The sequence below is a fragment of the Curtobacterium sp. Leaf183 genome, from assembly GCF_001424385.1.
Taxonomy (GTDB): Bacteria; Actinomycetota; Actinomycetes; order Actinomycetales; family Microbacteriaceae; genus Curtobacterium.
In genome coordinates, this window is sequence record NZ_LMPO01000009.1 from 73,766 (window position 1) to 98,550 (window position 24,785).

25 protein-coding genes are annotated in these 24,785 nt (G+C 72.3%); 23 read left to right on the forward strand and 2 right to left on the reverse strand.

Annotated elements, in window-relative coordinates; genetic code table 11:
* The first annotated feature begins 1 nt into the window (after window position 1).
* The 11 genes from pyrR (at window position 2) to ASG04_RS11240 (ending at window position 13,290) form a co-directional block, all read left to right on the forward strand.
* Entirely contained in the window at window positions 2-574 is a 573-nt protein-coding gene (gene pyrR / locus ASG04_RS11190) for a bifunctional pyr operon transcriptional regulator/uracil phosphoribosyltransferase PyrR (protein ID WP_056124187.1), read from the forward strand.
* Complete coding sequence (locus ASG04_RS11195) at window positions 571-1,551, forward strand: aspartate carbamoyltransferase catalytic subunit (protein WP_056124190.1); 981 nt, start codon at window positions 571-573, stop codon at window positions 1,549-1,551. Before pyrR ends, ASG04_RS11195 begins: the two co-directional genes overlap by 4 nt.
* Window positions 1,548-2,900, forward strand: coding sequence for a dihydroorotase (locus ASG04_RS11200; protein WP_056124193.1), 1,353 nt, complete (start codon window positions 1,548-1,550; stop codon window positions 2,898-2,900). Before ASG04_RS11195 ends, ASG04_RS11200 begins: the two co-directional genes overlap by 4 nt.
* The gene (locus ASG04_RS11205; protein ID WP_056124196.1) at window positions 2,897-3,439 is read left to right on the forward strand and encodes a hypothetical protein; all 543 of its coding nucleotides are present in this window, start codon (window positions 2,897-2,899) and stop codon (window positions 3,437-3,439) included. Before ASG04_RS11200 ends, ASG04_RS11205 begins: the two co-directional genes overlap by 4 nt.
* On the forward strand, window positions 3,439-4,638 hold the full coding sequence (carA, locus tag ASG04_RS11210) for a glutamine-hydrolyzing carbamoyl-phosphate synthase small subunit (RefSeq protein WP_056124199.1): 1,200 nt from the start codon (window positions 3,439-3,441) through the stop codon (window positions 4,636-4,638). The genes ASG04_RS11205 and carA overlap by 1 nt, the downstream gene beginning before the upstream one ends.
* Window positions 4,638-7,916, forward strand: coding sequence for a carbamoyl-phosphate synthase large subunit (gene carB / locus ASG04_RS11215; RefSeq protein ID WP_056124202.1), 3,279 nt, complete (start codon window positions 4,638-4,640; stop codon window positions 7,914-7,916). The genes carA and carB overlap by 1 nt, the downstream gene beginning before the upstream one ends.
* Window positions 7,917-7,978: 62 nt before the next feature.
* A complete protein-coding gene (gene pyrF / locus ASG04_RS11220) occupies window positions 7,979-8,866 on the forward strand; it encodes an orotidine-5'-phosphate decarboxylase (protein WP_181436961.1) in 888 nt (295 codons plus the stop codon).
* Window positions 8,863-9,777 (forward strand): guanylate kinase, encoded by a 915-nt coding sequence (gene gmk, locus ASG04_RS11225; RefSeq protein WP_056124206.1) that lies wholly within the window; start codon window positions 8,863-8,865, stop codon window positions 9,775-9,777. Before pyrF ends, gmk begins: the two co-directional genes overlap by 4 nt.
* Before the next feature lie 34 nt (window positions 9,778-9,811).
* Window positions 9,812-10,078 (forward strand): DNA-directed RNA polymerase subunit omega, encoded by a 267-nt coding sequence (rpoZ, locus tag ASG04_RS11230; RefSeq protein WP_056124209.1) that lies wholly within the window; start codon window positions 9,812-9,814, stop codon window positions 10,076-10,078.
* A gap of 5 nt (window positions 10,079-10,083) precedes the next feature.
* Window positions 10,084-11,298, forward strand: a complete 1,215-nt coding sequence (metK, locus tag ASG04_RS11235) for a methionine adenosyltransferase (RefSeq protein WP_056124211.1) — start codon at window positions 10,084-10,086, stop codon at window positions 11,296-11,298.
* A 9-nt stretch (window positions 11,299-11,307) separates the two neighbouring features.
* On the forward strand, window positions 11,308-13,290 hold the full coding sequence (locus ASG04_RS11240; RefSeq protein WP_056124213.1) for a hypothetical protein: 1,983 nt from the start codon (window positions 11,308-11,310) through the stop codon (window positions 13,288-13,290).
* A gap of 34 nt (window positions 13,291-13,324) precedes the next feature.
* Here ASG04_RS11240 and ASG04_RS11245 read toward each other — a convergent pair whose 3' ends face one another.
* A complete protein-coding gene (locus ASG04_RS11245; RefSeq protein WP_082518058.1) occupies window positions 13,325-13,783 on the reverse strand; it encodes a DUF4383 domain-containing protein in 459 nt (152 codons plus the stop codon).
* A gap of 103 nt (window positions 13,784-13,886) precedes the next feature.
* On the opposite strand from ASG04_RS11245, the gene tdh reads away from it, so the two are divergent.
* Genes tdh through ASG04_RS11265 form a run of 4 tightly spaced genes read left to right on the forward strand, consistent with a single transcriptional unit; the run spans window position 13,887 to window position 18,596 of the window.
* The gene (gene tdh / locus ASG04_RS11250; RefSeq protein WP_056124217.1) at window positions 13,887-14,939 is read left to right on the forward strand and encodes an L-threonine 3-dehydrogenase; all 1,053 of its coding nucleotides are present in this window, start codon (window positions 13,887-13,889) and stop codon (window positions 14,937-14,939) included.
* Window positions 14,940-16,118, forward strand: a complete 1,179-nt coding sequence (locus ASG04_RS11255) for a glycine C-acetyltransferase (RefSeq protein WP_056124220.1) — start codon at window positions 14,940-14,942, stop codon at window positions 16,116-16,118.
* A 40-nt stretch (window positions 16,119-16,158) separates the two neighbouring features.
* Entirely contained in the window at window positions 16,159-17,097 is a 939-nt protein-coding gene (locus tag ASG04_RS11260; protein WP_056124221.1) for a methionyl-tRNA formyltransferase, read from the forward strand.
* On the forward strand, window positions 17,094-18,596 hold the full coding sequence (locus tag ASG04_RS11265) for an RsmB/NOP family class I SAM-dependent RNA methyltransferase (protein WP_056124224.1): 1,503 nt from the start codon (window positions 17,094-17,096) through the stop codon (window positions 18,594-18,596). Before ASG04_RS11260 ends, ASG04_RS11265 begins: the two co-directional genes overlap by 4 nt.
* 36 nt (window positions 18,597-18,632) lie before the next feature.
* On the opposite strand, the gene ASG04_RS11270 is transcribed toward ASG04_RS11265, so the two are convergent.
* Window positions 18,633-19,199 carry a hypothetical protein gene (locus ASG04_RS11270; RefSeq protein ID WP_156463642.1) on the reverse strand — a complete coding sequence of 189 codons (567 nt, stop codon included), beginning with the start codon at window positions 19,197-19,199 and terminating at the stop codon, window positions 18,633-18,635.
* Window positions 19,200-19,245: 46 nt separating this feature from the next.
* Between ASG04_RS11270 and rpe the strand changes: the two genes are divergently transcribed.
* The 8 genes from rpe (at window position 19,246) to ASG04_RS11310 (ending at window position 24,783) form a co-directional block, all read left to right on the forward strand.
* Window positions 19,246-19,911: a ribulose-phosphate 3-epimerase gene (gene rpe / locus ASG04_RS11275; RefSeq protein WP_056124230.1), complete on the forward strand. Its 666-nt coding sequence runs from the start codon at window positions 19,246-19,248 to the stop codon at window positions 19,909-19,911.
* 9 nt (window positions 19,912-19,920) lie between these two features.
* A complete protein-coding gene (locus tag ASG04_RS11280) occupies window positions 19,921-20,184 on the forward strand; it encodes a phosphoribosyl-ATP diphosphatase (RefSeq protein ID WP_056124231.1) in 264 nt (87 codons plus the stop codon).
* Between the two features lie 64 nt (window positions 20,185-20,248).
* Window positions 20,249-21,088, forward strand: coding sequence for an ATP phosphoribosyltransferase (gene hisG, locus ASG04_RS11285; RefSeq protein ID WP_056124234.1), 840 nt, complete (start codon window positions 20,249-20,251; stop codon window positions 21,086-21,088).
* Entirely contained in the window at window positions 21,085-21,873 is a 789-nt protein-coding gene (hisF, locus tag ASG04_RS11290) for an imidazole glycerol phosphate synthase subunit HisF (protein WP_056124237.1), read from the forward strand. The genes hisG and hisF overlap by 4 nt, the downstream gene beginning before the upstream one ends.
* A gap of 7 nt (window positions 21,874-21,880) precedes the next feature.
* Window positions 21,881-22,288 carry a phosphoribosyl-AMP cyclohydrolase gene (hisI, locus tag ASG04_RS11295; RefSeq protein ID WP_056124240.1) on the forward strand — a complete coding sequence of 136 codons (408 nt, stop codon included), beginning with the start codon at window positions 21,881-21,883 and terminating at the stop codon, window positions 22,286-22,288.
* Window positions 22,285-23,850: an anthranilate synthase component I gene (locus tag ASG04_RS11300; protein ID WP_056124242.1), complete on the forward strand. Its 1,566-nt coding sequence runs from the start codon at window positions 22,285-22,287 to the stop codon at window positions 23,848-23,850. Before hisI ends, ASG04_RS11300 begins: the two co-directional genes overlap by 4 nt.
* Window positions 23,847-24,557, forward strand: coding sequence for a Trp biosynthesis-associated membrane protein (locus ASG04_RS11305; protein WP_056124245.1), 711 nt, complete (start codon window positions 23,847-23,849; stop codon window positions 24,555-24,557). Before ASG04_RS11300 ends, ASG04_RS11305 begins: the two co-directional genes overlap by 4 nt.
* Complete coding sequence (locus ASG04_RS11310) at window positions 24,544-24,783, forward strand: DUF6704 family protein (protein WP_056124249.1); 240 nt, start codon at window positions 24,544-24,546, stop codon at window positions 24,781-24,783. The genes ASG04_RS11305 and ASG04_RS11310 overlap by 14 nt, the downstream gene beginning before the upstream one ends.
* The last annotated feature ends 2 nt before the right edge of the window (window positions 24,784-24,785 follow it).

The window sequence follows — 24,785 nt, forward strand, 5'->3', positions numbered from 1 at the left end:
CGTGGGTACCAGAACGGTCCTGCAGCACCCCGACATCACGCGTGCCCTGACACGCATCGCACACGAGATCCTCGAGGCCAACCACGGCGGCTCGGACCTCGTGCTGCTCGGCATCCCGACCCGCGGCGCCGTCCTGGCGGAACGGCTCGGCCGCGTCCTGGCCGAGATCGAGCCGGAGTGGGCCTCGGCCCGCGGCGGGATCGGCACCGAACGGGTCGGCGCCCTCGACGTCACCATGCACCGCGACGACCTCGGGCACGGCATCGGCCGAGCACCGCACCGGACGACCATCCCCGCGGGCGGGATCGACGGCAAGGTCGTCGTGCTCGTCGACGACGTGCTCTACTCGGGCCGCACCGTCCGGGCCGCACTCGACGCGCTGCAGGGCATCGGCCGGCCTCGCGCCGTCCGGCTGGCCGTGCTGGTCGACCGCGGGCACCGCGAGCTGCCGATCCGCGCGGACCACGTCGGCAAGAACCTGCCGACGGCGTCCGACGAGCGGGTCACGCTGCGCCTGACCGAGACCGACGGCACCGACGAAGTCGTGATCGAGCAGTCGGGGGGCGACGCATGAAGCACCTGCTGTCCACCGCCGACCTGTCGCGCGCTGACGCCGTGCACATCCTCGACGTCGCCGAGGAGATGGCCGAGGTCAACCAGCGCGAGGTCCGCAAGCTGCCGGCCCTGCGCGGCAAGACCGTCGTGAACCTGTTCTTCGAGGACTCGACCCGCACGCGCATCTCGTTCGAGGCCGCCGCCAAGCGCCTGTCCGCGGACGTCATCAACTTCGCCGCGAAGGGCTCCAGCGTCTCGAAGGGCGAGTCCCTCAAGGACACGGTGCAGACGCTCGGTGCGATGGGCATCGACGGCATCGTGATGCGGCACGGCGCGTCCGGAGCCCCGCGGGTGCTGGCCGACGCGGACTGGATCGACGTCCCGGTCGTCAACGCCGGCGACGGCACCCACGAGCACCCCACCCAGGCACTGCTCGACGCGTTCACGATGCGACGTCGCCTGCACGGCTCCGGGTCCCGCGGCCAGGCCCTCGACGGCGTGCGCGTCCTGATCGTGGGCGACGTCCTGCACAGCCGCGTCGCCCGCAGCAACGCCTGGCTGCTCCGCACGCTCGGCGCCAGCGTGACGTTCGCCGCGCCGCCGACCCTGCTCCCCGCCACGACCACGCCGTTCGGCGCCGCCGTGCACCACGACCTCGACGTCGCACTGGCCGAGGACCCGGACGTCGTGATGACGCTCCGCATCCAGCAGGAGCGCATGAACGACGCGTTCTTCCCGAACCCGCGCGAGTACAGCCGCCACTGGGGCCTGACCGCGGCGCGGTTCGCCCGGCTCGACCCCCGCACCCTCGTCATGCACCCGGGACCCATGAACCGCGGTCTCGAGATCGCCGACGTCGCCGCCGACGCGCCGGCTTCGACCATCGTCGAGCAGGTCGAGCACGGGGTGTCGGTCCGGATGGCCGTCCTGTACCTGGCGCTGACCGGGAACGACGCGAAACTGACCGGCAACGAAGCGAAGGAGTCCGTCGCATGACCGCTCACCTGATCCGCGGTGCGCAGCTGGTGGACGGCTCGCGTGCCGACATCCGACTGGAGGGCGGGCTCGTCACCGCGGTCGGGTCCGGTCTCGACGCGGCCGGCGCCACCACCGTCGACGCGGACGGCCTGATCGCCCTGCCCGGGCTCGTGGACCTGCACACCCACCTGCGCGAGCCCGGCTCCGAGGAGTCCGAGACCGTCCTGTCCGGCTCGCGTGCCGCGGCCGCCGGCGGCTTCACCGCCGTCAACGCGATGGCGAACTCGAGTCCCGTCGCGGACACCGCCGGCGTGGTCGAGCAGGTCCAGGCACTCGGCGACGACGCGGGCTACGTCACCGTGCGTCCGATCGGAGCCGTCTCGCAGGGCCTGCAGGGGACGCACCTGTCCGAGATCGGCGCGATGGCGACCTCGCGGGCGAAGGTCCGGGTGTTCTCGGACGACGGCTCGTGCGTGTCCGACCCGCTGCTGATGCGCCGGGCGCTCGAGTACATCAAGGGCTTCGGCGGCGTCCTCGCCCAGCACGCGCAGGAACCCCGTCTGACCATGGGTGCGCAGATGAACGAGGGCCGGCTGTCGTCCGAGCTCGGTCTGGCTGGGTGGCCCGCGGTCGCGGAAGAGGCGATCATCGCCCGCGACGTGCTGCTGGCCGACCACGTCGGCGCCCGGCTGCACGTGTGCCACGTCTCGACCGCCGGCAGCGTCGAGGTGATCCGCTGGGCCAAGTCCCGCGGGATCGACGTCACCGCCGAGGTCACGCCCCACCACCTCGTGCTGACCGAGGACCTCATCGCGGGGCTCGACGGCGCCCCCGGGTACGACGCCCGCTACAAGGTGAACCCGCCGCTGCGCTCGCGTGAGGACGTCGACGCGCTGCGGGCCGCCCTGGCCGACGGGACGATCGACATCGTCGCGACGGACCACGCGCCGCACACGGCAGAGGCGAAGTGCTGCGAGTGGCCGGCCGCCGCGAACGGCATGGTCGGCCTCGAGTCCGCGCTGAGCGTGGTGCAGGCCGCCGTGGTCGACGACGGCCGTCTGGACTGGACCGACGTCGCTCGTGTGCTCTCGAGTGCTCCCGCGCGCATCGGGCAGGTCGAGGGCCACGGGCACGCCATCGCCGAGGGTGCCCCGGCCGAGGTCACGCTCTACGACCCGAGCGCGAGCCGCGAGTTCGCCGTCACCGACCTGGCGGGGCAGTCACGGAACTCGCCCTACCTCGGCATGCGTCTGCCCGGCCGCGTCGTCGCGACGTTCCACCACGGGTACCCGACGGTGCTCGACGGCGTGGTCGTCGACGCGGCGACGGTCGCCGCGGCGGCCAGGGCGCAGCAGGTGCACGCATGAGCGGCGACGCCGCACGGTGGGTCCTCGGCGGCGTGATCCTGCTCGCCGTGGCCGCGCTGTTCCTCGCCATGGTGCGCACCTGGCGGACGCGGGTCAGGAAGCAGGCGCAGGTCGTGCCTCCCGTCCCGGTGCCGTCCGACCCCGGAACCACGGTCGGGTCGTGGGACGGGTTCAGCGTCGCGACGACCCGCGCCGACCAGCCCCTCGAACGCATCGCGGCGGGCGGGCTCGGCTTCCGTGGTCGCGGCGGTCTGACCGTGCACCAGACCGGCGTGGCGATGCACCTGGCCGGTGAGCCGGACCGGTGGATCGCCGCCGCGCTGCTCCGGGGCGCCGACCGCGCGACGGCGGCCATCGACCGGGTGGTCGAACCCGGGGGACTGGTCCGCCTGCGATGGACGGCGACCGGCGCCGCCGGAGCGACGGACCTCGACACCTACTTCCGGTTCCCGCAGGACGACGCAGCAGCGCTCGTCGCCCTGCAGGAGCTGTCGACGAAGCACAACCACCCGCACACCGCGGGCGAAGGGACGAACTGATGACACGCGAACGGGCCGTGCTGGTCCTCGAGGACGGCACCCGACACGACGGCTGGGCCTACGGCGCCCGCGGACGCACCCTCGGCGAGGTGGTGTTCGCCACCGGGATGACCGGCTACCAGGAGACCCTGACCGACCCGTCCTACGCCGGGCAGATCGTGGTGCAGACCGCGCCGCACATCGGCAACACGGGCGTCAACGACGAGGACCCCGAGTCGCGGCGCATCTGGGTCGCCGGGTACGTGGTGCGCGACCCCAGCCGCGTGGTCTCGAACCACCGGGCGAACGCCTCGCTCGACGAGCACCTGGTCCGCGACGGCATCGTCGGCATCTCCGGCGTCGACACCCGTGCGCTGACCCGTCGCATCCGCGACGCCGGCGCGATGAAGGGCGGTGTGTTCAGCGGTCCGGACGCGTCCCTGTCCGCCGCCGAGCAGCTGCAGCTCGTGCGGGACCAGGCCGGCATGGCCGGGCAGAGCCTGTCCGCCGCGGTGTCCACGGCCGAGCCGTACGTCGTCCCCGCGGTCGGCGAGCAGATCGGCACCCTCGCGGTGCTCGACCTGGGCGTCAAGGCATCGACCACGCGCTACCTCGCCGCCCGCGGCTTCGCGGTGCACGTGCTGCCGCAGGACGTCACGATCCAGGAACTGCGCGAACTGGCCCCGGACGCGCTGTTCTACTCGAACGGTCCCGGTGACCCGGCGGCGTCGGAGTCGCAGGTGACGCTGCTGCAGGAGAGCCTCCGCGACGGCCGCCCGTTCTTCGGCATCTGCTTCGGGAACCAGCTGCTCGGACGCGCGCTCGGCTTCGGCACCTACAAGCTGCCCTTCGGCCACCGCGGCATCAACCAGCCGGTGCTCGACACCACCACGGGCAAGGTCGAGATCACGAGCCAGAACCACGGCTTCGCGGTCGACGCCCCCGTCGGTCAGGTACTCGAGTCCCCGGCCGGCTTCGGCCGCGTCGAGGTCTCCCACTACTCGCTCAACGACGACGTCGTCGAGGGCCTCCGCGCGCTCGACATCCCGGCGTTCAGCGTGCAGTACCACCCCGAGGCCGCCGCCGGGCCGCACGACAGCATGTACCTGTTCGACCGCTTCCGGGACATGGTCGTCGCGCGCAAGGAGGGCCGTCCGCTGGACGCAGCCACCGCCGACGCGACCACCCCCGCAGCCGACGTCACGAAGGAAGGCAACTGATGCCGAAGCGCCCTGACATCAACTCCGTCCTGGTCATCGGCTCCGGCCCGATCGTGATCGGGCAGGCCGCCGAGTTCGACTACTCCGGCACCCAGGCCTGCCGTGTCCTGCGTGCCGAGGGCATCCGCGTGATCCTCGTCAACCCGAACCCGGCGACGATCATGACCGACCCGGACTTCGCGGACGCCACCTACATCGAGCCGATCACGAACGCCTCGATCGAGGAGATCATCCGCATCGAGCAGCCGGACGCGATCCTGCCGACGCTCGGCGGGCAGACCGCGCTGAACGCGGCGATCGCGCTCGACGAGGCCGGCATCCTCGAGGCGCACGGTGTCGAGCTCATCGGCGCGAAGGTCGACGCGATCCAGCGTGGTGAGGACCGCCAGCTCTTCAAGGAGCTCGTGCTCGAGTCGGGCGCCGACGTCGCCCGCAGCCACATCGCCCACACGCTCGACGAGGCGAAGGAGTTCGCGAAGGACCTCGGCTACCCGCTGGTCGTCCGCCCGTCCTTCACCATGGGCGGTCTGGGCTCCGGATTCGCGTACAACGAGGCCGAGCTCGTCCGCTTCGTCGGCGACGGTCTGCAGTCCAGCCCGACCACCGAGGTCCTGCTCGAGGAGTCGATCCTCGGCTGGAAGGAGTACGAACTCGAGCTGATGCGGGACAACTTCGACAACACCGTCGTCGTCTGCTCGATCGAGAACGTCGACCCGGTCGGTGTTCACACCGGTGACTCGATCACGGTCGCCCCCGCGCTGACCCTGACCGACCGCGAGTACCAGAACATGCGCGACATCGGCATCGACATCATCCGTCGCGTCGGCGTCGACACCGGCGGCTGCAACATCCAGTTCGCGGTGGACCCGTCGAACGGCCGCCTCATCGTCATCGAGATGAACCCGCGCGTGTCGCGTTCGAGTGCGCTGGCGTCGAAGGCGACGGGCTTCCCGATCGCGAAGATCGCCGCGAAGCTCGCCATCGGGTACCGCCTCGACGAGATCCAGAACGACATCACGCGGGTCACCCCGGCGAGCTTCGAGCCGACGCTCGACTACGTCGTCGTGAAGACCCCGCGTTTCGCGTTCGAGAAGTTCCCTGCGGCCGACGCCACCCTGACCACGACGATGAAGAGCGTGGGCGAGGCGATGGCCATCGGTCGCAACTTCACGACCGCGCTGCAGAAGTCGCTGCGGTCACTCGAGAAGCGCGGGTCGAGCTTCCACTGGGACACCCCGGCGGCCGAGCTCGACAAGGACGCCCTCCTCGAGAAGTCGAAGATCCCGACCGACGGCCGCATCGTCACGGTCCAGCAGGCCTTGTACGCCGGTGCCACCGTCGAAGAGGTCTTCGCGGCGAACGCGATCGACCCGTGGTACCTCGACCAGATCGTGCTGATCAACGAGGTCGCGGCCGAGGTCCGTGACGCCGCCGAGCTCGACGCGGACACGATCCGCTGGGCGAAGGAGCACGGCTTCAGCGACATCCAGATCGCGGCGCTCCGCGGCGTCACCGAGCAGCAGGTGCGCGACGTCCGGCACGGGTTCGGCATCCGCCCGGTCTTCAAGACGGTCGACACCTGCGCCGGTGAGTTCCCGGCCCTGACGCCGTACCACTACTCGTCCTACGACACCGAGACCGAGGTGGCGCCGAGCGCCCGCAAGAAGGTCGTCATCCTCGGCTCCGGGCCGAACCGCATCGGGCAGGGCGTCGAGTTCGACTACTCGTGCGTGCACGCGTCGTTCGCGCTGAGCGACGCCGGGTTCGAGACCATCATGGTCAACTGCAACCCGGAGACCGTCTCGACCGACTACGACACCTCGGACCGGCTGTACTTCGAGCCGCTCACCACCGAGGACGTCCTCGAGGTCATCGAGGCCGAGGCCGCCTCGGGCGAGCTCGTCGGCGTCGTGGTGCAGCTGGGCGGCCAGACCGCGCTCGGACTCGCGAAGCCGCTCGAGGCCGCGGGCATCCCGATCCTCGGCACCACCCCGACGGCGATCGACTCCGCCGAGGAGCGCGGGCAGTTCTCCGCGATCCTCGACGCCGCCGGTCTGCTCGCACCGCGCAACGGCACGGCGCACGACCTCGACAGCGCGACCGCGGTGGCCGAGGAGATCGGTTACCCGGTCCTCGTCCGCCCGTCGTTCGTGCTCGGCGGCCGCGGCATGGAGATCGTCTACGACTCCGCCGCGATGGCCGACTACTTCGACCGCATGGCCGACCAGGCGATCATCGGCCCGGACCTGCCGCTCCTGGTGGACCGGTTCCTCGACGACGCCGTGGAGATCGACGTCGACGCCCTGTTCGACGGCGAGCGGCTCTACATCGGCGGCATCATGGAGCACATCGAAGAGGCGGGCATCCACTCGGGTGACTCGTCCTGCACGCTCCCGCCGGTCGGCCTCGGTCGCGGTGAGATCCAGGCCGTGGTCGACGCGACCGAGAAGATCGCGCGCGGCATCGGCGTGCGCGGCCTGCTCAACGTGCAGTTCGCGATCGGCGCCGGCGTGCTCTACGTGCTCGAGGCGAACCCCCGCGCCAGCCGCACCGTCCCGTTCGTCTCGAAGGCGCTCGGCATCGCGCTGGCCAAGGCGGCGGCGCGGATCATGACCGGCACCTCGGTCGACGCCCTCGTCGCCGAGGGGCTGCTGCCCGCCCGCGACGGTGCGTTCGTCCCGGCGCAGGCGCCGGTCGCCGTCAAGGAAGCGGTGCTGCCGTTCCGGCGGTTCCGCACCGCCGAGGGCCAGGTCGTCGACTCGGTCCTCAGCCCCGAGATGCGCTCCACCGGTGAGGTCATGGGCATCGACCGCGACTTCCCGCGGGCGTTCCTGAAGTCCCAGATCGCCGCGTACGGCGGCCTGCCGACCAGCGGGACGGTCTTCGTGAGCGTCGCCGACACCGACAAGCGCGCGATCGTCCTGCCGGTGCACCGCCTGCAGCAGCTCGGCTTCACGATCACCGCGACCGAGGGGACCGCCGAGGTCCTCCGCCGCAACGGCATCCTGGTCGACGTGGTCGGCAAGTACAGCCAGGGCGGCGAGAGCGTGGTGGACCTGCTCGCGCGCAACGAGGTCGACATCGTGATCAACACCCCGAGCGGGGCGTCGGGTCGCGCCGACGGCTACGAGATCCGTGCGGCGACCGTCGCGGCGGACAAGCCGCTCTTCACGACGATCGCGCAGCTCGGCGCCGCCGTCGCAGCCATCGAGACGATCGGCACCCCGCACGCGGTGCGCAGCCTGCAGGACTACGCGCTCGAGCGGGCGGGCTGGTGACGTCCACCCAGACCGGGCCCACGCCGCCGGTTCCAGACCGACGCGCCAGCGGCGGGCCGGCCGTGCCGGTGGGGAGAGGCCGGGCATCGTTCGGTGTCCGACTCGCGGCCGCCATCGGGTCGCGTTCCGCCCTGTGCGTCGGGATCGACCCCCATGCCGCCACCCTGGCGGCGTGGGGGCTCGGCCGTGACGAGGCCGGTCTGACCGCGTTCGGTGCGACCCTCGTCGACGCGGCCGCGGGCCGCGCCGCGGTCGTGAAGCCGCAGGTCGCGTTCTTCGAGGCGGCGGGGGTCGCCGGCTACCGCGCACTCGACGCGACGATCCGTCGGGCACGTGATGCGGGCCTCCTGGTCGTCGCCGACGTCAAGCGCGGCGACATCGGGACCACGGGTGACGACTACGCGCTCGCGTGGCTGGACCGCGACGGGCCGTTCGCGGCTGACGCGATGACGGTCTCGCCGTACCTCGGGTACGGCTCGCTGCGGGGGACCATCGACGTCGCGCGGGCGAACGGCGCCGGGGTGTTCGTCCTCGCCGCGACGAGCAACCCGGAGGCCCGGGTGCTGCAGACCGCGGTGCTCGCCGAGGGTCCGCGCGCGGGACGGAGCGTCGCGGCCGGTATCGTTCTGGACGTGGCAGACGACAACCCGGCCGTGGGCGACCAGGCCATCGGCGACGTCGGGCTCGTGCTCGGCGCCACCCTCGACCTGACGGACTTCGGCATCGACGAGCACGAGATCGGGACGTCCCCCGTGCTCGCACCGGGGTTCGGCGCGCAGGGTGCCCGCATCGAGGACCTCCGTGGGCTGTACGGGTCGCGTGCTGAGCAGGTCCTGGTCAGCGAGTCGCGCGGGCTGCTCGGTGACGGCCCCGACGGTGTCGTCGGTCTCGTCACCGACCGCGCCGAGCGTGTCCGCGCCGCGCTGGCCACGACCGGGTCGGCGGCATGAGCCCGGACCGCGCGGACCTGCCCGCCCACCGGAACCCGCCCGAGGTCGACCGGGCTGCCGCCGCACGCGCGGCCGTGGCCGCGCGACGCGCCCGGGCCGCGGTCAAGTCCGCGGTGGCGTCCGGGGAGCGCTCGGCGCTCGACGTGGCGCGGTCCGCGTGGGGCGACGACGACGCCTCGGCCGAGAAGACCCTGCGCGTGCGCGACCTGCTCACCAGCCTCGCCGGCATCGGGCCGGCACGCGCCGAGACCATCATGGGCACGCTCCGGATCGCGCCGTCCAAGCGGCTCGGCGGACTCGGGACGCGGCAGCGCGGCGTCCTCGCCGACTGGCTCGCTGCGCGCGGGCGCAAGCGCGGGACCTCGAAGCTCGTCGTCCTCGCCGGGCCGACCGCGGTCGGCAAGGGAACGGTCAGCGCCTACATCCGCGAGCAGTACCCGGACGTCAACCTCAGTGTGTCGGCCACGACGCGACAGCCCCGGCCGGGCGAGGTCGACGGCGTGCACTACTTCTTCGTCGACGACGCCGAGTTCGACCGGATGATCCGCGACCGCGAACTGCTCGAGTGGGCCACGGTGCACAACTCGTACCGGTACGGCACACCGCGCCCACCGATCGACCGCGCGCTCGACGCCGGCGACAAGGTGATGCTCGAGATCGACCTGCAGGGTGCGCGACAGGTCCGGGACGCCATGCCCGAGGCCGTCCTGGTGTTCCTGCTGCCGCCGACCTGGGAAGAACTGGTCCGCAGGCTGATCGGCCGCGGCACCGAGTCGAGCGAGGAACAGGCCCGGCGGCTCGAGACGGCCAAGGTCGAGCTCGCCGCCCAGGACGAGTTCGACGTGCGCATCGTGAACTCCGATGTCGGCACCGCGGCGCGCGAGGTCGTAGACTTGTTCACTGCGCCCTAGCCGGGAGCGCATCCGCTCGTTGTCTGGAGACACCATGGCCAACCCCCAGGGCATCATCGACCCGCCCATCGACGACCTGCTGTCCAAGGTCGAGTCGAAGTACGCGCTCGTCATCTTCGCGTCCAAGCGTGCGCGCCAGATCAACGACTACTACGCCGACCTGCACGAGGGCTCGCTCTTCGACAACGTCGGACCGCTCGTCGACTCCACGATCGACGACAAGCCGCTGTCGGTGGCCCTCCACGAGATCAACGAGGACAAGCTCACCGTCACCAAGCAGCAGCCGCAGCCCACCGTCTGAGCCCGGTGACGTCCAGCACGCTGCGCCTCTTCACGTCCGAGTCGGTGACCGAGGGGCACCCCGACAAGATCTGCGACCAGATCTCGGACACCATCCTCGACGCCCTGCTGGCGGTCGACCCGCACGCCCGGGTCGCTGTCGAGACGATGGTGACGACCGGACTCGTCCACGTCGCGGGCGAGGTCACCACCTCGGGCTACGTCGAGATCCCCAAGCTCGTCCGTGACGTCATCACCGGCATCGGGTACAACTCGTCCGAGGTCAGCTTCGACGGCGCCACGTGCGGCGTCGAGGTCTCGATCGGGGCGCAGTCGCCGGACATCGCGCAGGGCGTCGACGAGTCGCTGGACTCCCGCTCGGGCGCCGGCGTCGACCCGCTCGACCGCCAGGGCGCGGGCGACCAGGGCATCATGTTCGGCTTCGCGACGAACGAGACCCCCGAGTACATGCCCGTCGCGATCTGGCTCGCCCACCGTCTGGCCGAGCGACTCGCCGCGGTCCGCAAGTCCGGCGAGCTGACGTTCCTGCGCCCGGACGGCAAGACCCAGGTGACGGTCGGGTACGACGGCGTCGTGCCGAAGACCGTCGAGACCATCGTGGTCTCGACGCAGCACTCTCCGAGCGTCACGCTCGACGACCTCACCGCCGCGATCACCGAGCACGTGATCCGCCCGGTCCTCGCCCTGGTCGACCTCGACTCGTCCGGCGTCGAGGTCATCGTCAACCCGACCGGCCGGTTCGAGATCGGTGGCCCCCAGGGCGACGCCGGACTCACCGGTCGCAAGGTCATCGTCGACACCTACGGCGGGGCGTCCCGCCACGGGGGTGGCGCGTTCAGCGGCAAGGACCCGTCCAAGGTCGACCGGTCCGCCGCGTACGCGCTGCGCTGGGTCGCGAAGAACGCCGTGGCCGCCGGCCTGGCCGACCGCCTCGAGGTCCAGGTCGCGTACGCGATCGGTCGCGCCAAGCCGGTCGGACTGTACGTCGAGACCTTCGGCACCGGGCACGTGGACGACGCCGTGATCGAGGCCGCGATCCGGACCGTGTTCGACCTGCGTCCCGCGGCGATCATCCGCGACCTCGACCTGCTCAAGCCGCGCTACGCGCAGACCGCGACCTACGGCCACTTCGGCCGCGAGCTCCCCGGGTTCACCTGGGAGCACCTCGACCGCGTCGAGGAACTCCGCCAGGCCGCAGGACTCGTCGCCGCCGCCGTCTAGGGTCCCCGCGTGACCACCGTCGCGCGCGTCGTCCTCGACTCGCCGCTCCCGCAACTCGACCGTCTGTTCGACTACCGGGTGCCCGCCGAGCTCGCGGACGACTGCGTGCCGGGGGTGCGCGTCAAGGTGCCGCTGCGGACCGGTGCGCGGATGTCGGACGCCTACGTCGTCGAGATCGTCGACGAGGGGGACTGGCCCGGCGAGCTGAGCATGATCGAGACGCTGGTCAGTCCGGTGCCGGTCCTGGCGCCGGAGATCTGGCGGCTCGCCCGCGCGGTCGCCGACCGTGCCGCCGGCGTTGCGTCGGACGTGCTGCGCCTCGCGGTGCCGACACGCCAGGTCCGGGCCGAGAAGGCGTGGCTGGCGCGCGACCCCGACCACGTGCCCGACCCGGTGGAGCCGCCAGCGGTGACGGGCTACGCTCCCGGCGTCGTCGAGGAGACGCTCGCATCGAACGGGCGTGCCGCCGTGTCGGCCGTGCCGCACCCGGTCCAGCTCGACGTCGAGGGCGGCGACCCGGTGTGGGTCCCCGGGTGGGCGGCGACCCTGGCACAGGCAGCGGCGCGCACGGTGGCGGGGGAGCGCTCCGCCGTCATCGCGGTGCCTGACTTCCGAGACGTGACCGACCTCGAGCGCGCCCTCCTCGCACTGCTGCCGACGGACCGGGTCGTCCGGTTCGACGCCAAGCAGACCAACGGCCAGCGGGCGAAGGCGCTGCTGCGGGCCCGGACGCACGCGGTGGTGGCGATCGGCAACCGCACGGCCGTGTACGCCCCGGCAGACGACCTCGGGCTCATCGCCATGTGGGACGACGGCGACGCGTCGTTCACCGAACCGCGAGCCCCGTACGTGCACACGCGCGACGTGGCACTGGTCCGCGCCGCGCAGTCGGGTGCTGCGCTCCTGTTCCTGGCGCACGCGCGGAGCACCGACGTGCAGCGGCTGGTCGAGCTGCACTGGCTCGACGACGTCACCCCGTACCGGGCCGCAGTGCCGAAGGTCGTCCCGACCGCGCAGCAGGTGAGTGCCGAGGGCTTCGCGGCGCAGGCCCGGATCCCGAGCAGCGCCTGGCGGGCCGCGCGCGAGGCCAGCCGCACGGGGCCGGTCCTGGTGCAGGTCGCGAACCCCGGGTTCGGGACCGGGCTGGTCTGCGCCGACTGCGGCGAGCGGGCGCACTGTCGCGTCTGTGCCGGGCCCCTGGGCAGCCCGACGCACGGTGCCGTCCCCCAGTGTCGGTTCTGCGGCGCACTCGCCGCGGGGTACCGCTGTCCGACGTGCGGCGGCGGGAAGCTCAAGCCCGTCGGCCAGGGAGCGCAGCGCACCGCGGACGAGCTCGGGCGGGCGTTCCCCGGTACCCGGATCGTGGTCGCGGACGGGTCACGACCGATCGACGAGGTCCCGGCGAAGCCCGCGGTGGTCGTCGCGACGCGCGGAGCGGAGCCCTCGACGCCCGGCGGCTACGCGTGCGTCCTGCTGCTCGACGGCGAGCGCATGCTGGCGCGTGAGGGTCTCCGCGTGCAGGAAGAAGTGCTGCGCTTCTGGACGAACGCCGCCGCGAAGGGCGCGCCGGGTGCCGAGACGTACCTGGTCGGGATCGGCGGGAAGCTCGCCACCGCGATGGTGCTGTGGAAGCTCGACGCTCCGGCGCACGACGAACTCGTCGACCGCCGCGAGCTGCTGTTCCCACCCACCGTGCGCGTCGCGACGCTCACCGGGACCGAGCAGGCGGTGACGGCCGCGGTCGAGGCTCTGGGTGAGGCGCCGGTCGGCCCCGTGCTCGGCCCCGTGCCGGTCGACGACCCGACGCCGGGCACGGTGCGCGCCATCGTGCGGTTCCCCTACGCGCACGGAGCCGAGGTCGCTGCGACGCTGAAGGCCGAGGTGATCCGGCGGTCCTCCACCCGGCGGGTGCTGCCCGGCGGCAACCGACGACGCGCGGCCCCGACGCTGCGGGTGCGGCTCGACGACGCCGAGCCCTTCTCCGAGGTCTGACCCGGCAGGAGCGGGCCGACGCCCGCGACTTCCGTCAGGAGCGGGCCGACGCCCGGGTCCCGATCCGGGGCAGGAACACGCCGAGCGCCACCATGCCGCCGGCCAGCAGCAGGTGCAGCCAGTTGTCGGCCGTGTTGAGCGGCACGAAGTTGGCACCCGAGTCGTGCCCGGCGGTGAAGAGCCCGTAGACGAAGAGCACCAGGTACACGATCCCGCCGATGACGAGGTACATGCGCGACCCCGTCGCCTGGGACGCCGCGACGAGACCGACCACGCCGAACAGCAGGTGCACGACGTTGTGCAGAACGGACACCTGGAACAGTCCGAGCAGCATCGCCATCGAGCCGTTGCCGGCGCCCGCGAGCGAGCCGGAGGTCAGCCCGGGGACGAACCCTGCGATCCCGACGACCAGGAACACGACGCCGACGACGAGCGTGGCCTTCTGGATGGAGGAACCGGCGTACCGGGTGCTGGATGTGATGACGTCTGCCATGCATGCGAACGTACCCATGGGTTCGCGAACTCGTTCCGATGTGGAAGGGTGGAGGCGGGCGACCACGAGTCGCCCACCGGCAGACCCACGACGAGGTGGACGCATGCGCGCGCTGTACAAACCCCAGGCTGCACCCGGCCTCGAGATGACGGAACGACCCGACCCGGTGCCCACCGAGGACGAGGTCTTGATCCGCGTGCTCCGCACCGGGATCTGCGGCACCGACCTGCACATCCGCCGCTGGGACGACTGGGCGGCGTCCGCCGTGACCGCGCCGCTCGTCCCCGGCCACGAGTTCTGCGGCGAGGTGGTCGAGGTCGGCTCGGCGGTGCGGGACGTCGCCGTCGGGGACCTGGTGTCCGGCGAGGGCCACATCGTGTGCGGGACGTGCCGGAACTGTCGTGCGGGTCGGCGGCAGATGTGCATCCGCACGACGGGCCTCGGGGTCCAGCGCGACGGCGCCTTCGCCGAGTTCCTGACGCTGCCCGGTGCGAACGTCTGGGTGCACCACGGCCCCGTCGACCCCGAGGTCGGCGCGCTGTTCGACCCCCTCGGCAACGCGGTGCACACGGCCCTGGCGTTCCCGGTCGTCGGTGAGGACGTCCTGGTCACCGGGTGCGGGCCGATCGGGCTGATGGCGATCGCCGTCGCCCGGCATGCCGGGGCCCGCTTCGTGGTCGGCACCGACGTCAGCGCGGCCCGGTTGGCGATGGCCACGGCGATGGGCGCCGACCTCGCCGTGGACGTCCGAGACGACGCGGCCGCCGCGGTCCGCGGGGCGCAGCGCACGCTCGGGATGCGCGAGGGCTTCGACGTCGGCTTCGAGATGTCCGGCGCCCCGACCGCGCTGCCGTCGATGGTCGCGAACATGAACCACGGCGGGCGGATCGCGATGCTCGGGCTGCCGTCGAGCGCGATCGCCGTGGACTGGGGACTCGTCGTCACGCACATGCTCACCGTGAAGGGCATCTACGGCCGCGAGATGTTCGAGACGTGGCAAACCATGAGCTCGATGCTGCAGACGAGCAGCACGCTCCGTGACCGCATCGGGTCCCTCGTGACCGCGCGGTACCCGGTGCGCGCGTGGGAGCAGGCGTTCGACGCGGCGGGAACGGCTGGCGGCGGCAAGGTCGTCATCGACTGGACGGAGATCTAGGTGTACGGCTCGATCAAGGACCACCTGGCGGGCGAGCTCGCCGGCATCGAGGCAGCGGGACTGACGAAGCACGAGCGGCGCATCACCGGGCCGCAGCGCGCGTCGATCCAGGCGGACGGCGCCGAGCTGCTGAACTTCTGCGCGAACAACTACCTGGGACTCGCCGACGCGACCGACCTGGTCGACGCCGCGAAGGACGCCCTCGACCGGTGGGGCTACGGCATGGCCAGCGTGCGGTTCATCTGCGGCACGCAGGACCTGCACGTCGACCTCGAGCGCCGGGTGTCGGCGTTCCTGGGCACCGAGGCGACGATCCTGTACTCGTCGTGCTTCGACGCGAACGGCGGCCTGTTCGAGGTGCTGCTCGGCCCCGAGGACGCGATCATCTCGGACGAGCTCAACCACGCCTCGATCATCGACGGCATCCGGTTGAGCAAGGCGCAGCGCTTCCGCTACCGCAACCGCGACGTGCAGGACCTCGAGGCGCAGCTCGTCGCCGCCGGCGACGCGCGGTTCCGGGCGATCGTCACCGACGGCGTCTTCTCGATGGACGGGTCGATCGCGCCGCTGGCGGCGATCTGCGACCTCGCCGATCGGTACGACGCACTCGTGATCGTCGACGACTCGCACGCAGTCGGCTTCGTGGGGGAGCACGGCCGCGGCACCCCGGAGCTCTGCGGCGTCGCGGACCGCGTCGACGTGTACACGGGGACGTTCGGCAAGGCGCTCGGCGGGGCGTCCGGGGGCTACGTGTCGAGCCGACGTGAGATCGTCGACCTGCTCCGGCAGCGCTCCCGCCCGTACCTGTTCTCGAACTCGCTCGCGCCCGTGATCGTCGCCGGCACCGTCGCGGCGCTCGACCGCATCGAGCGCTCCGACGACGCCCGAGCCCGACTCGTCCGCAACGCGGAGCGCTTCCGCACCCGGATGACCGACGCCGGGTTCGACCTGCTGCCGGGGGAGCACCCGATCGTCCCCGTGATGTTCCACGACGCCGCACTGACCGCCCGGGTCGCGGACGAGATGCAGGCCCGCGGGGTCTACGTCACCGCGTTCAGCTACCCCGTGGTGCCGAAGGGCCGCGCACGCATCCGCGTCCAGCTGTCCGCCGCGCACACGGACGAACAGATCGACACGTGCGTGGACGCCTTCGTCGCCGCCCGGCAGGCCGCAGCCTGACCGGCGGCCCGACCGGCGGCGGCGTGGGAGGATCGAACCCATGCGTCTCGTCGTCGCCGGCAGCCCCGCTGCGGCCGTCCCCACCCTCCGTCGGCTCGCGGCCTCGGACCACGAGATCGCCGCGGTGCTCACCCGTCCGCCGACGCCCCAGGGCCGCAAGCGCGTCCTGACCCCGACGCCCGTCGCCCAGGTCGCCGCCGAGCTCGGCCTGCCCGTGATCGAGGCCTCGCGTGTCGATGCCACAGTGACCGAACAGCTCGCCGGACTCGACCTCGACCTGGGCGTCATCGTCGCCTACGGCGCACTGCTGCGCCGCGCCGCGCTCGACGTCCCGCAGCACGGCTGGGTGAACCTGCACTTCTCCGACCTGCCGGCGTACCGCGGCGCGGCACCCGTCCAGCGAGCCGTGATGGCCGGCGACACCCGCACCGCCGCGACCGTCTTCCAGCTGGTCGAGGCCCTCGACGCCGGCCCGGTGTTCGCCACCGAGCCGTTCGACATCGACGCCGATGCCACCGCGGGCGAGGTCCTGGCCGCGATGGCCGAGGTCGGCGCCGACGTCGTCGCCCGCGTCGTGGACGGCATCGCCGACGGCAGCGCCACCGCGTCCGACCAGGTGGGCCAGCCCACCACCGCCCCGAAGACCACGATCGAGGACGGGCACGTCGACTTCGCCCGTCCCGCGGCCGTCGTCCACGCACACGTCCGCGGGGTCACGCCCGAGCCCGGCGCCTTCGCGCACCTCGGTGACGCGCGCGTCAAGCTGCTCCGCGCGAGCCGGTTCCCGACGGGAGGCCCGGAGCAGTCCGCCCCGTCGCTCGCGCCCGGCGCGCTCCGGCTCGACGACGGTCGGCTGTTGGTCGGCACCGCCGACGGTCCGCTCGTGCTCACCGAGGTGCAGCCCGCGGGCAAGAAGCCGATGGACGCCGCCGCCTGGGCCCGGGGCCTGGGCGGACTCGAGGGGAAGGTCCTGGCATGAGCCCGCACCAGCAGCGGCAGCAGCCGACCCGGACGGTGCGCGGCCCGAGCGCGCGGCGGGTGGCGTTCGACGTCCTCCGCGCCGTCCAGGTCGACGACGCCTACGCGAACCTGCTGCTCCCGACGCGCATCCGCCGCGCCGCACTGTCTCCGCGCGACGCCGGGTTCGCCACCGAGCTCACCTACGGCACGATCCGGATGATCGGCCGGTACGACGCCGTCGTCGAGGCCGCCTCCGGTCGCCGGGTCGCCAACGTCGAGGCTGACGTGCTCGACGTCCTGCGCCTCGGTGTGCACCAGCTGCTCGCGATGCGCACCCCGACCCACGCCGCGGTGTCGGCGACGGTGGAGCTCGCGCGCGAGGTCGGCGCGCACCGGGCGACCGGGTTCGTCAACGCCGTGATGCGCAAGATCGCGGCACGGACACCCGAACAGTGGGACACCGAGATCACCCGCGACCTGTCCGGCGACGAACTGCTGGCCACGCGGTGGTCCCACCCCGCGTGGGTGGTGGCCTCGCTCCGGGACGCCCTGGCGGCGGAGCGGTCCCGCGACGAGCTCGTGGCGCTGCTCGCGGCGGACGACGTCGCGCCGCGCGTCCAGCTCGCCGCGCTGCCCGGACTCGCGACCGAGGCCGACGTGGCGTCGGTGACCCGGGCGGTGGAGTCGGACGACGACGGGCCGCAGGACGACGTCGCTGCCGGTTCCGAGCCTCCCGTCCCGGCCGACGTGGCGGGCGTCGTGGCGGACGCCGACGCCCTGCCGGTCTCACCCGTCGGGATCCGCGGCCTGTCCGGGGACCCGGCACGGGTGCCCGGCGTCGCGGCCGGTCGGCTGCGCGTGCAGGACGAGGGCTCGCAGCTCGCGGCGCTGGCACTGAGCCGGTCGTCCGCGGTCCGCGCGGGCGAGCGGTGGCTGGACCTGTGCGCCGGACCGGGCGGCAAGGCGGCGCTGCTCGCGGCGGAGGCCGCCCAGGGCGGCGCGACCCTCGTCGCGAACGAGCTCGTGCCGGCGCGTGCCGGACTCGTCCGCAACGCCCTCGACGGCTTCGGGGAGACCGTCACCGTCGTCGAGGGGGACGGTCGTCGCTACGGCCAGGACGGCTCGAGCGTGACGTACGACCGCGTGTTGCTCGACGCCCCCTGCACCGGGCTGGGTGCGCTCCGCCGTCGCCCGGAAGCGCGCTGGCGGAAGGCGCCTGAGGACGTCCAGGAGCTCGCGGTCCTGCAACGGGAACTGCTCGACGCCGCGGTCCGCGTGCTGGCCCCGGGCGGGACGCTGGCGTACGTGACCTGCTCGCCGCACCTGGCCGAGACCCGCGGCCAGGTCGATGCGCTGATGGCGCGCCACGGCGACGTGCTCGAGCAGCTCGACACGGCCGCGGTCGTGCGCTCGGTCGCCGCCCGGGACCCGCAGGTCGCCGACGGCATGACGGCGCAGCTCTGGCCGCATCGTGTGGGCACCGACGCGATGTTCATCGCGCTGTTCCGTCGCCGCTGAGCCCTGGCTGGACCGCGGGGTCCAGGTGTCGGTCGCTCACTCCATGCGGAAGTCGATGCCGTCCTTCTGCGACAGGCGGGCCGCCGCCCGGACGAATCGCAGCCCCTTGCCCGTCGTGCCCTCGGGGGTGCTGCCGTTGTGCTGCTCGGCCTCGCGGATGCGCCAGGCGAGGTCGGTGCCGCGGGCGTCGTAGGCCACCCGCTCCATGGCCTCGAGGACGTGCTTCTCGGCATCCGACGCACGCTGGCGGTCCGAGCGCTCCGGATCCGGGACGCCGGTGTGGCTCCGCGCTGCGGTGAGCAGCACGGTGCCCGCTGCGGTCACACCCGCGTGGGCGTCACCGTGCGTGAGGCCGAGCCCGCCGGACATGACCATGTCGATGTCCATCTCCACGGGCGAGCCGTGGTCCAGCCGCGCCAGCCGGATCTGTCCCCGGCCGCCGCCGTTCGTCCAGCGCACCACGTCACCGTGCGTCAGGAACAGTGCGAAGTCCAGGAGCTCGAGGACGTCCTGCTGGTTCCGGATCACCTCGGTCAGCGGGGCGTCGTCGTCCTGCGCGAAGGTGATCTGCACGCGGATGGACTCTCGTTGAACATCCGTCATGTCATCAGCCTAAAGGGGCCCCGTCCCGCGCCGGTAGGGTTGCCGCGTGACGATCCGCATCTCGCCGAGCATCCTGTCCGCCGACTTCGCGAACCTCGAGCGGGAGCTCGAGCGCATCACGACCGCCGACATGGTGCACGTCGACGTGATGGACAACCACTTCGTCCCGAACCTGACCCTGGGCCTGCCGATCGTGCAGCGCCTGCAAGAGGTGTCGCCGGTGCCGCTCGACGTGCACCTGATGATCACCGACGCCGACACCCAGGCCCCGAAGTACGCCGAGACGGGTGCGGCCAGCGTCACGTTCCACTACGAGGCGGCGACCGACGCCCTCGCAACCGCCGCGGCGATCCGGTCGAACGGTGCCCGTGCCGCCGTCGCGCTCAAGCCCGGTACCCCGGTCACGCAGGTCCTGCGACACCTGGACGCCTTCGACATGGTCCTGCTCATGACCGTTGAGCCCGGGTTCGGCGGCCAGTCGTTCATGCCGTCGGTCATGCCCAAGCTCGCCGACGCGCGCGCGGCGGTCGACGCCTCGGGGCTCGACGTCTGGCTCGAGGTCGACGGCGGCATCGCGGTCGACACGGTGCCGACAGCGGTGCAGAGCGGTGCCGACACGCTGGTCGCGGGCTCGGCGGTGTACGGCGGCGAGCCGGCGGCGCGCATCCAGGACCTCCGGGACGCGGCGCAGCGGGCGCTCGCGGGACGGTAGCCTGGGACGGTGAAGACGTTCGACGACCTGTTCGCGGAGCTGACCGACAAGGCCGCCGCGCGCCCCGAGGGCTCCGGCACCGTCGCCGAACTGGACGCCGGCGTGCACCAGATCGGCAAGAAGATCGTGGAAGAGGCGGCCGAGGTCTGGATGGCCGCCGAGTACGAGGGCGACGAGCGCACGGCAGAGGAGATCTCCCAGCTCGTCTACCACCTGCAGGTCCTGATGATCGCCAAGGGCCTGACCCCGGCCGACGTCTGGCGACATCTGTAGGACGCGCCCCGGCGCACCCGACAGAGCAGTCACCGACCCAGCCGACCAGAAAGCAGACCCCCTGATGCTCCGCATCGCCGTGCCCAACAAGGGCTCCCTCTCCGAGACCGCCTCCGAGATGCTGCGCGAGGCCGGGTACGCCGGTCGCCGTGACCCGAAGGCACTCCACCTGCTCGACGAGCGCAACGGCGTCGAGTTCTTCTTCCTCCGGCCGCGCGACATCGCCACCTACGTCGGATCCGGTGCCCTCGACGTCGGCATCACCGGCCGCGACCTGCTGCTCGACTCCGGGTCCCTGGCGCACGAGGTCGACGCGCTCGGGTTCGCCGACTCGACGTTCCGGTTCGCGGGCACCCCGGGGCGCTTCTCGTCGCTGCAGGACCTCGAGGGCGTCCGCGTCGCCACCAGCTACCCGGGTCTCGTGGGGGAGTTCCTCGGCCGGCACGGGGTGACCGCCACGCTCGTCAAGCTCGACGGCGCGGTCGAGAGCGCCGTGCGACTCGGGGTCGCCGACGCCGTGGCCGACGTCGTCTCGACCGGCAGCACCCTCAGGGCGGCCGGTCTCGAGATCTTCGGGCCGGTCATCCTCGAGTCGACCGCGCTGCTCATCACCACCGACGAGACCATCCCGGGCATCGACGTCCTGCGTCGCCGCCTGCAGGGCGTGCTGGTCGCCCGTGGCTACGTCATGCTCGACTACGACATCCCCACGGCACTGCTCGAACAGGCGACGGCCGTCGCATCGGGCATCGAGTCGCCCACCGTGTCGCCGCTGCACGGCCGCGACTGGTCCGCGGTGCGCGTGATGATCCCGCGCGACGACGCGAACCTGATCATGGACGCGCTCTACGACCTGGGCGCCCGCGCGATCCTGGTCAGCCCGATCCACGCCGCACGCCTGTGAGCGGCACGGTCGGCGGTCCCCGCGGCGGTGTCGCCGTGCGCGTCGTCCCGTGCCTCGACGTGTCGGACGGTCGCGTCGTCAAGGGCGTCAACTTCCTCGACCTGCAGGACGCCGGCGACCCGGTCGAGCTGGCGGCGCGCTACTACGAGCAGGGCGCCGACGAGCTGACGTTCCTCGACGTGGGGGCCACGGTCGAGAACCGCTCGACGATGTACGAGACCGTCACCCGCACGGCCGAGCAGGTCTTCATCCCGCTCACCGTCGGCGGCGGGGTCCGCAGCGTCGACGACGTCTCGCGGCTGCAGCAGTGCGGCGCGGACAAGATCGGCGTGAACAGCGCCGCGATCGCCCGGCCCGACCTGGTGGGGGAGATCGCGGACCGCTTCGGTGCCCAGGCCGTGGTCCTGTCGCTCGACGTCAAGCGCTCGGACCGGATGCCGTCCGGGTTCGTCGTCACGACGCACGGTGGTCGCACCGAGTCCGACCTCGACGCGGTCCGGTGGGCCGCCGAGGCCGTCGACCGGGGCGCGGGCGAGCTGCTGGTCAACTCGATCGACGCCGACGGCACGAAGAACGGCTTCGACCTCGAACTGGTCCGTGCCGTCCGAGCCGTGTCGAGCGTCCCGGTCATCGCATCGGGTGGAGCGGGGCTCGTCGAGCACTTCGCGCCGGCGGTCGACGCCGGCGCCGACGCGGTGCTGGCGGCGAGCGTGTTCCACCGTGGCGAGATGACCATCGGCGACGTCAAGGACGCCCTGCGGGAGTCCGGGCACGCCGTACGCTAGGAGCCTCATGACCGACAGCACCAGCACCAGCACCGACGCGGTCCTCGACCGTGCGCGCTTCGGTGCGGACGGGCTGCTCCCGGCAGTCGTGCAAGAGGAAGCGTCGAAGGACGTCCTCATGCTCGGCTGGATGGACCGCGAAGCCCTCCGCCGCACCCTGACCGAGGGGCGGGTGACCTTCTGGTCCCGCTCGCGGCAGGAGTACTGGCGGAAGGGCGACACCTCGGGGCACGCCCAGTACGTGCGTGCCGCCGCGCTGGACTGCGACGACGACACCCTGCTCGTGACCGTGCAGCAGGTGGGCGCGGCGTGCCACACCGGCGCGCACCGCTGCTTCGACGTCGATCCGCTCGACCCGGTCACCGCGACCGCACCCGAGGCGACCCCGGCCGACACGGCGGGGGCGACCCGATGACGAACGCGACCACCGCGCCGTCCGCCACGGTCCCCGACAAGCCGCACACGACCTCCCGTCCGGAGTTCGACGACCTGGTGGCGGACGGCCACCGCGTCGTCCCCGTCGTCCGGGCGCTCTACGGCGACAGCGAGACACCGGTCGGGGTCTACCGCAAGCTCGCCGACGGGCGTCCCGGTTCGTTCCTGCTCGAGTCCGCCGGCCAGGGCGGCCTGTGGTCGCGCTGGTCGTTCGTCGGCGTCCGCAGCTTCGGCGTCCTGACCCAGGACGGCGACCGCGCCGCCTGGATCGACACCGGCATGAGCGCCGAGCGCGCCGTCGGTTCGCTCGACGGCGCGCCGCTCCAGGTCCTCGCGCGCCTGCACGAGCGCTGGGCCACGCCGCGCGTCCCCGGCACACCGCCGCTGGTCGGCGGGACGGTCGGGTTCATCGGATGGGAGGCCGTGCGCCAGCTCGAGCACCTGCCGAACGTCCCCGCTGCGGACTTCGACGTGCCCGGACAGTCACTGGCCTTCGTCGCCGAGATGGCCGCGCTCGACCACCGCACCGGGCTGGTCCTGCTCGTCGCCAGCGCGCTCAACGACGGCACGGACGACGCCGACGCACTCTGGACCGGCGCGCAGCAGCGACTCGACCGGATGCAGGCCGACCTGGTGCAGCCGACCCCGGCCACCGTGGCACAGGCCTTCGACATCGCCGACCCCACACCGACGCACCGCACCACCCCCGAGGACTACATGGCGTCCGTGGTCCGGTCGAAGGACTTCATCCGTGACGGCGACGTGTTCCAGGTCGTCATCTCGCAGCGCTTCGACCACGAGGTGACGGCGGACCCGATCGACGTCTACCGCGTCCTGCGCACGCTGAACCCCAGCCCGTACATGTACTTCCTGTCGATGGAGGACACCGCGGGCAAGCCGTTCTGGATCGTCGGCGCCTCGCCCGAGGCCCTCGTGAAGGTGCAGGACGGCCGGGCCATCACGCACCCGATCGCCGGGTCGCGTCCGCGCGGTGCCACCCCGGAAGAGGACGTCCGCTTCGGTGCGGACCTGCTCGAGGACCCCAAGGAGCGCGCCGAGCACCTGATGCTCGTCGACCTGTCGCGCAACGACCTGCAGAAGGTCTGCGAACCGGGCACCGTCGCGGTGACCGAGTTCATGACGGTCGAGCGCTTCAGCCACATCATGCACCTGGTGTCGAGCGTCGAAGGGGTCGTCCGGCCGGGCCAGTCCGCCATCGACGTCTTCCGCGCGACCTTCCCCGCCGGCACCCTGTCCGGTGCGCCGAAGCCGCGGGCCCTCGAGATCATCGACGAGCTCGAACCGGCCAAGCGCGGCGCGTACGCCGGCGTGGTCGGCTACTTCGACTTCGCCGGCGATGCCGACCTGGCAATCGCGATCCGCACCGCCCTGATCCAGGACGGCATCGCTCGCGTGCAGGCCGGCGCGGGTCTGGTCGCCGACTCGGACCCGGCCACCGAGCACGCCGAGGCCGTCAACAAGGCGGCCGCGCCGCTCCGGGCGGTCGCCACCGCGAACCGGATGCGCGAGGTCCGCTCGTGAAGCGGCTGCGGTCGCGTCCGCTCGTGGTCCTCCTCGGGCTCGTCGTCGCCGGCATCGTGATGCTGTCCTGGACCCAGACCTGGTTCACCGTGCACCTCGACGCGGCCGCGGCGGTCTCGTCCACGGTGGTCGCCGACGGGTCGGCGGCGGTGCCGCAGTTCACGGCGCTGGCGATCGCGTCGCTGGCGCTGTTCCTCGCGATGACCATCGCCGGACGCGTCGTCCGTGTCGTCCTCGCGGTCATCCAGGTCCTGCTCGGGATAGGCATCGTCGTCTCCGGCATCAGCGCCCTGGCCGACCCGGTCGGCGCGGCGAAGGGCGCGATCGGCGACGTCGCCGGGGTGAGCGATCTGTCCGCCGTGCGTCGCATCGTCACGACCGTCGACGTCTCCGCGTGGCCGGTCGTGGGGATCGTCGGTGGGGTGCTCGCGGCGCTGCTCGGGGTCCTCGTCCTGGTGGTCCAGGGCTCCTGGCCCGGGCCGAGTCGCAAGTACGCGGCGTCGCCGACCGAGACCGCTCCGAAGGCCCCGGTGCAGCGCGACGCGATCGTCGACTGGGACGACCTGAGCGCCGGTGTCGACCCCACGGACGCGGCGCCGGGCACGTCGCCGCTGTCGGTGTCCGCTCCGGACGACACGGTAGGATCGGAGTCGCGTCGTTCGACCGACGACGCACCCGACCACGAGGAGCACCGTGAGCACCACTGAGCCCGCAGAACTCGGCGAAGGCCACTCGCCGGCAGCCTGGACGTCCGTCATCATCATGCTGGTGGGCTTCACGATCGGCACGCTCTGCTTCTGGTTCGACATCGTCTGGGGCGTCTGGGCCTCGGCCGCCATCGTCGTGATCGGGCTCATCGTCGGCTGGGTGATGGGCAGGGCCGGGTACGGCGTCAACGGTCCGAAGTACGTCTCCAAGCACCACAACGAGTAGGC

Bases quoted from the DNA above. Each gene is read 5' to 3' on its own strand.
- ASG04_RS11195 (WP_056124190.1), top strand. From the start codon at position 571: ATGAAGCACCTGCTGTCCACCGCCGACCTGTCGCGCGCTGACGCCGTG.
- ASG04_RS11200 (WP_056124193.1), top strand. From the start codon at position 1,548: ATGACCGCTCACCTGATCCGCGGTGCGCAGCTGGTGGACGGCTCGCGT.
- ASG04_RS11205 (WP_056124196.1), top strand. From the start codon at position 2,897: ATGAGCGGCGACGCCGCACGGTGGGTCCTCGGCGGCGTGATCCTGCTC.
- carA (WP_056124199.1), top strand. From the start codon at position 3,439: ATGACACGCGAACGGGCCGTGCTGGTCCTCGAGGACGGCACCCGACAC.
- carB (WP_056124202.1), top strand. From the start codon at position 4,638: ATGCCGAAGCGCCCTGACATCAACTCCGTCCTGGTCATCGGCTCCGGC.
- gmk (WP_056124206.1), top strand. From the start codon at position 8,863: ATGAGCCCGGACCGCGCGGACCTGCCCGCCCACCGGAACCCGCCCGAG.
- rpoZ (WP_056124209.1), top strand. From the start codon at position 9,812: ATGGCCAACCCCCAGGGCATCATCGACCCGCCCATCGACGACCTGCTG.
- ASG04_RS11245 (WP_082518058.1), bottom strand. From the start codon at position 13,783: ATGGCAGACGTCATCACATCCAGCACCCGGTACGCCGGTTCCTCCATC.
- tdh (WP_056124217.1), top strand. From the start codon at position 13,887: ATGCGCGCGCTGTACAAACCCCAGGCTGCACCCGGCCTCGAGATGACG.
- ASG04_RS11260 (WP_056124221.1), top strand. From the start codon at position 16,159: ATGCGTCTCGTCGTCGCCGGCAGCCCCGCTGCGGCCGTCCCCACCCTC.
- ASG04_RS11265 (WP_056124224.1), top strand. From the start codon at position 17,094: ATGAGCCCGCACCAGCAGCGGCAGCAGCCGACCCGGACGGTGCGCGGC.
- ASG04_RS11270 (WP_156463642.1), bottom strand. From the start codon at position 19,199: ATGACGGATGTTCAACGAGAGTCCATCCGCGTGCAGATCACCTTCGCG.
- hisG (WP_056124234.1), top strand. From the start codon at position 20,249: ATGCTCCGCATCGCCGTGCCCAACAAGGGCTCCCTCTCCGAGACCGCC.
- hisI (WP_056124240.1), top strand. From the start codon at position 21,881: ATGACCGACAGCACCAGCACCAGCACCGACGCGGTCCTCGACCGTGCG.
- ASG04_RS11300 (WP_056124242.1), top strand. From the start codon at position 22,285: ATGACGAACGCGACCACCGCGCCGTCCGCCACGGTCCCCGACAAGCCG.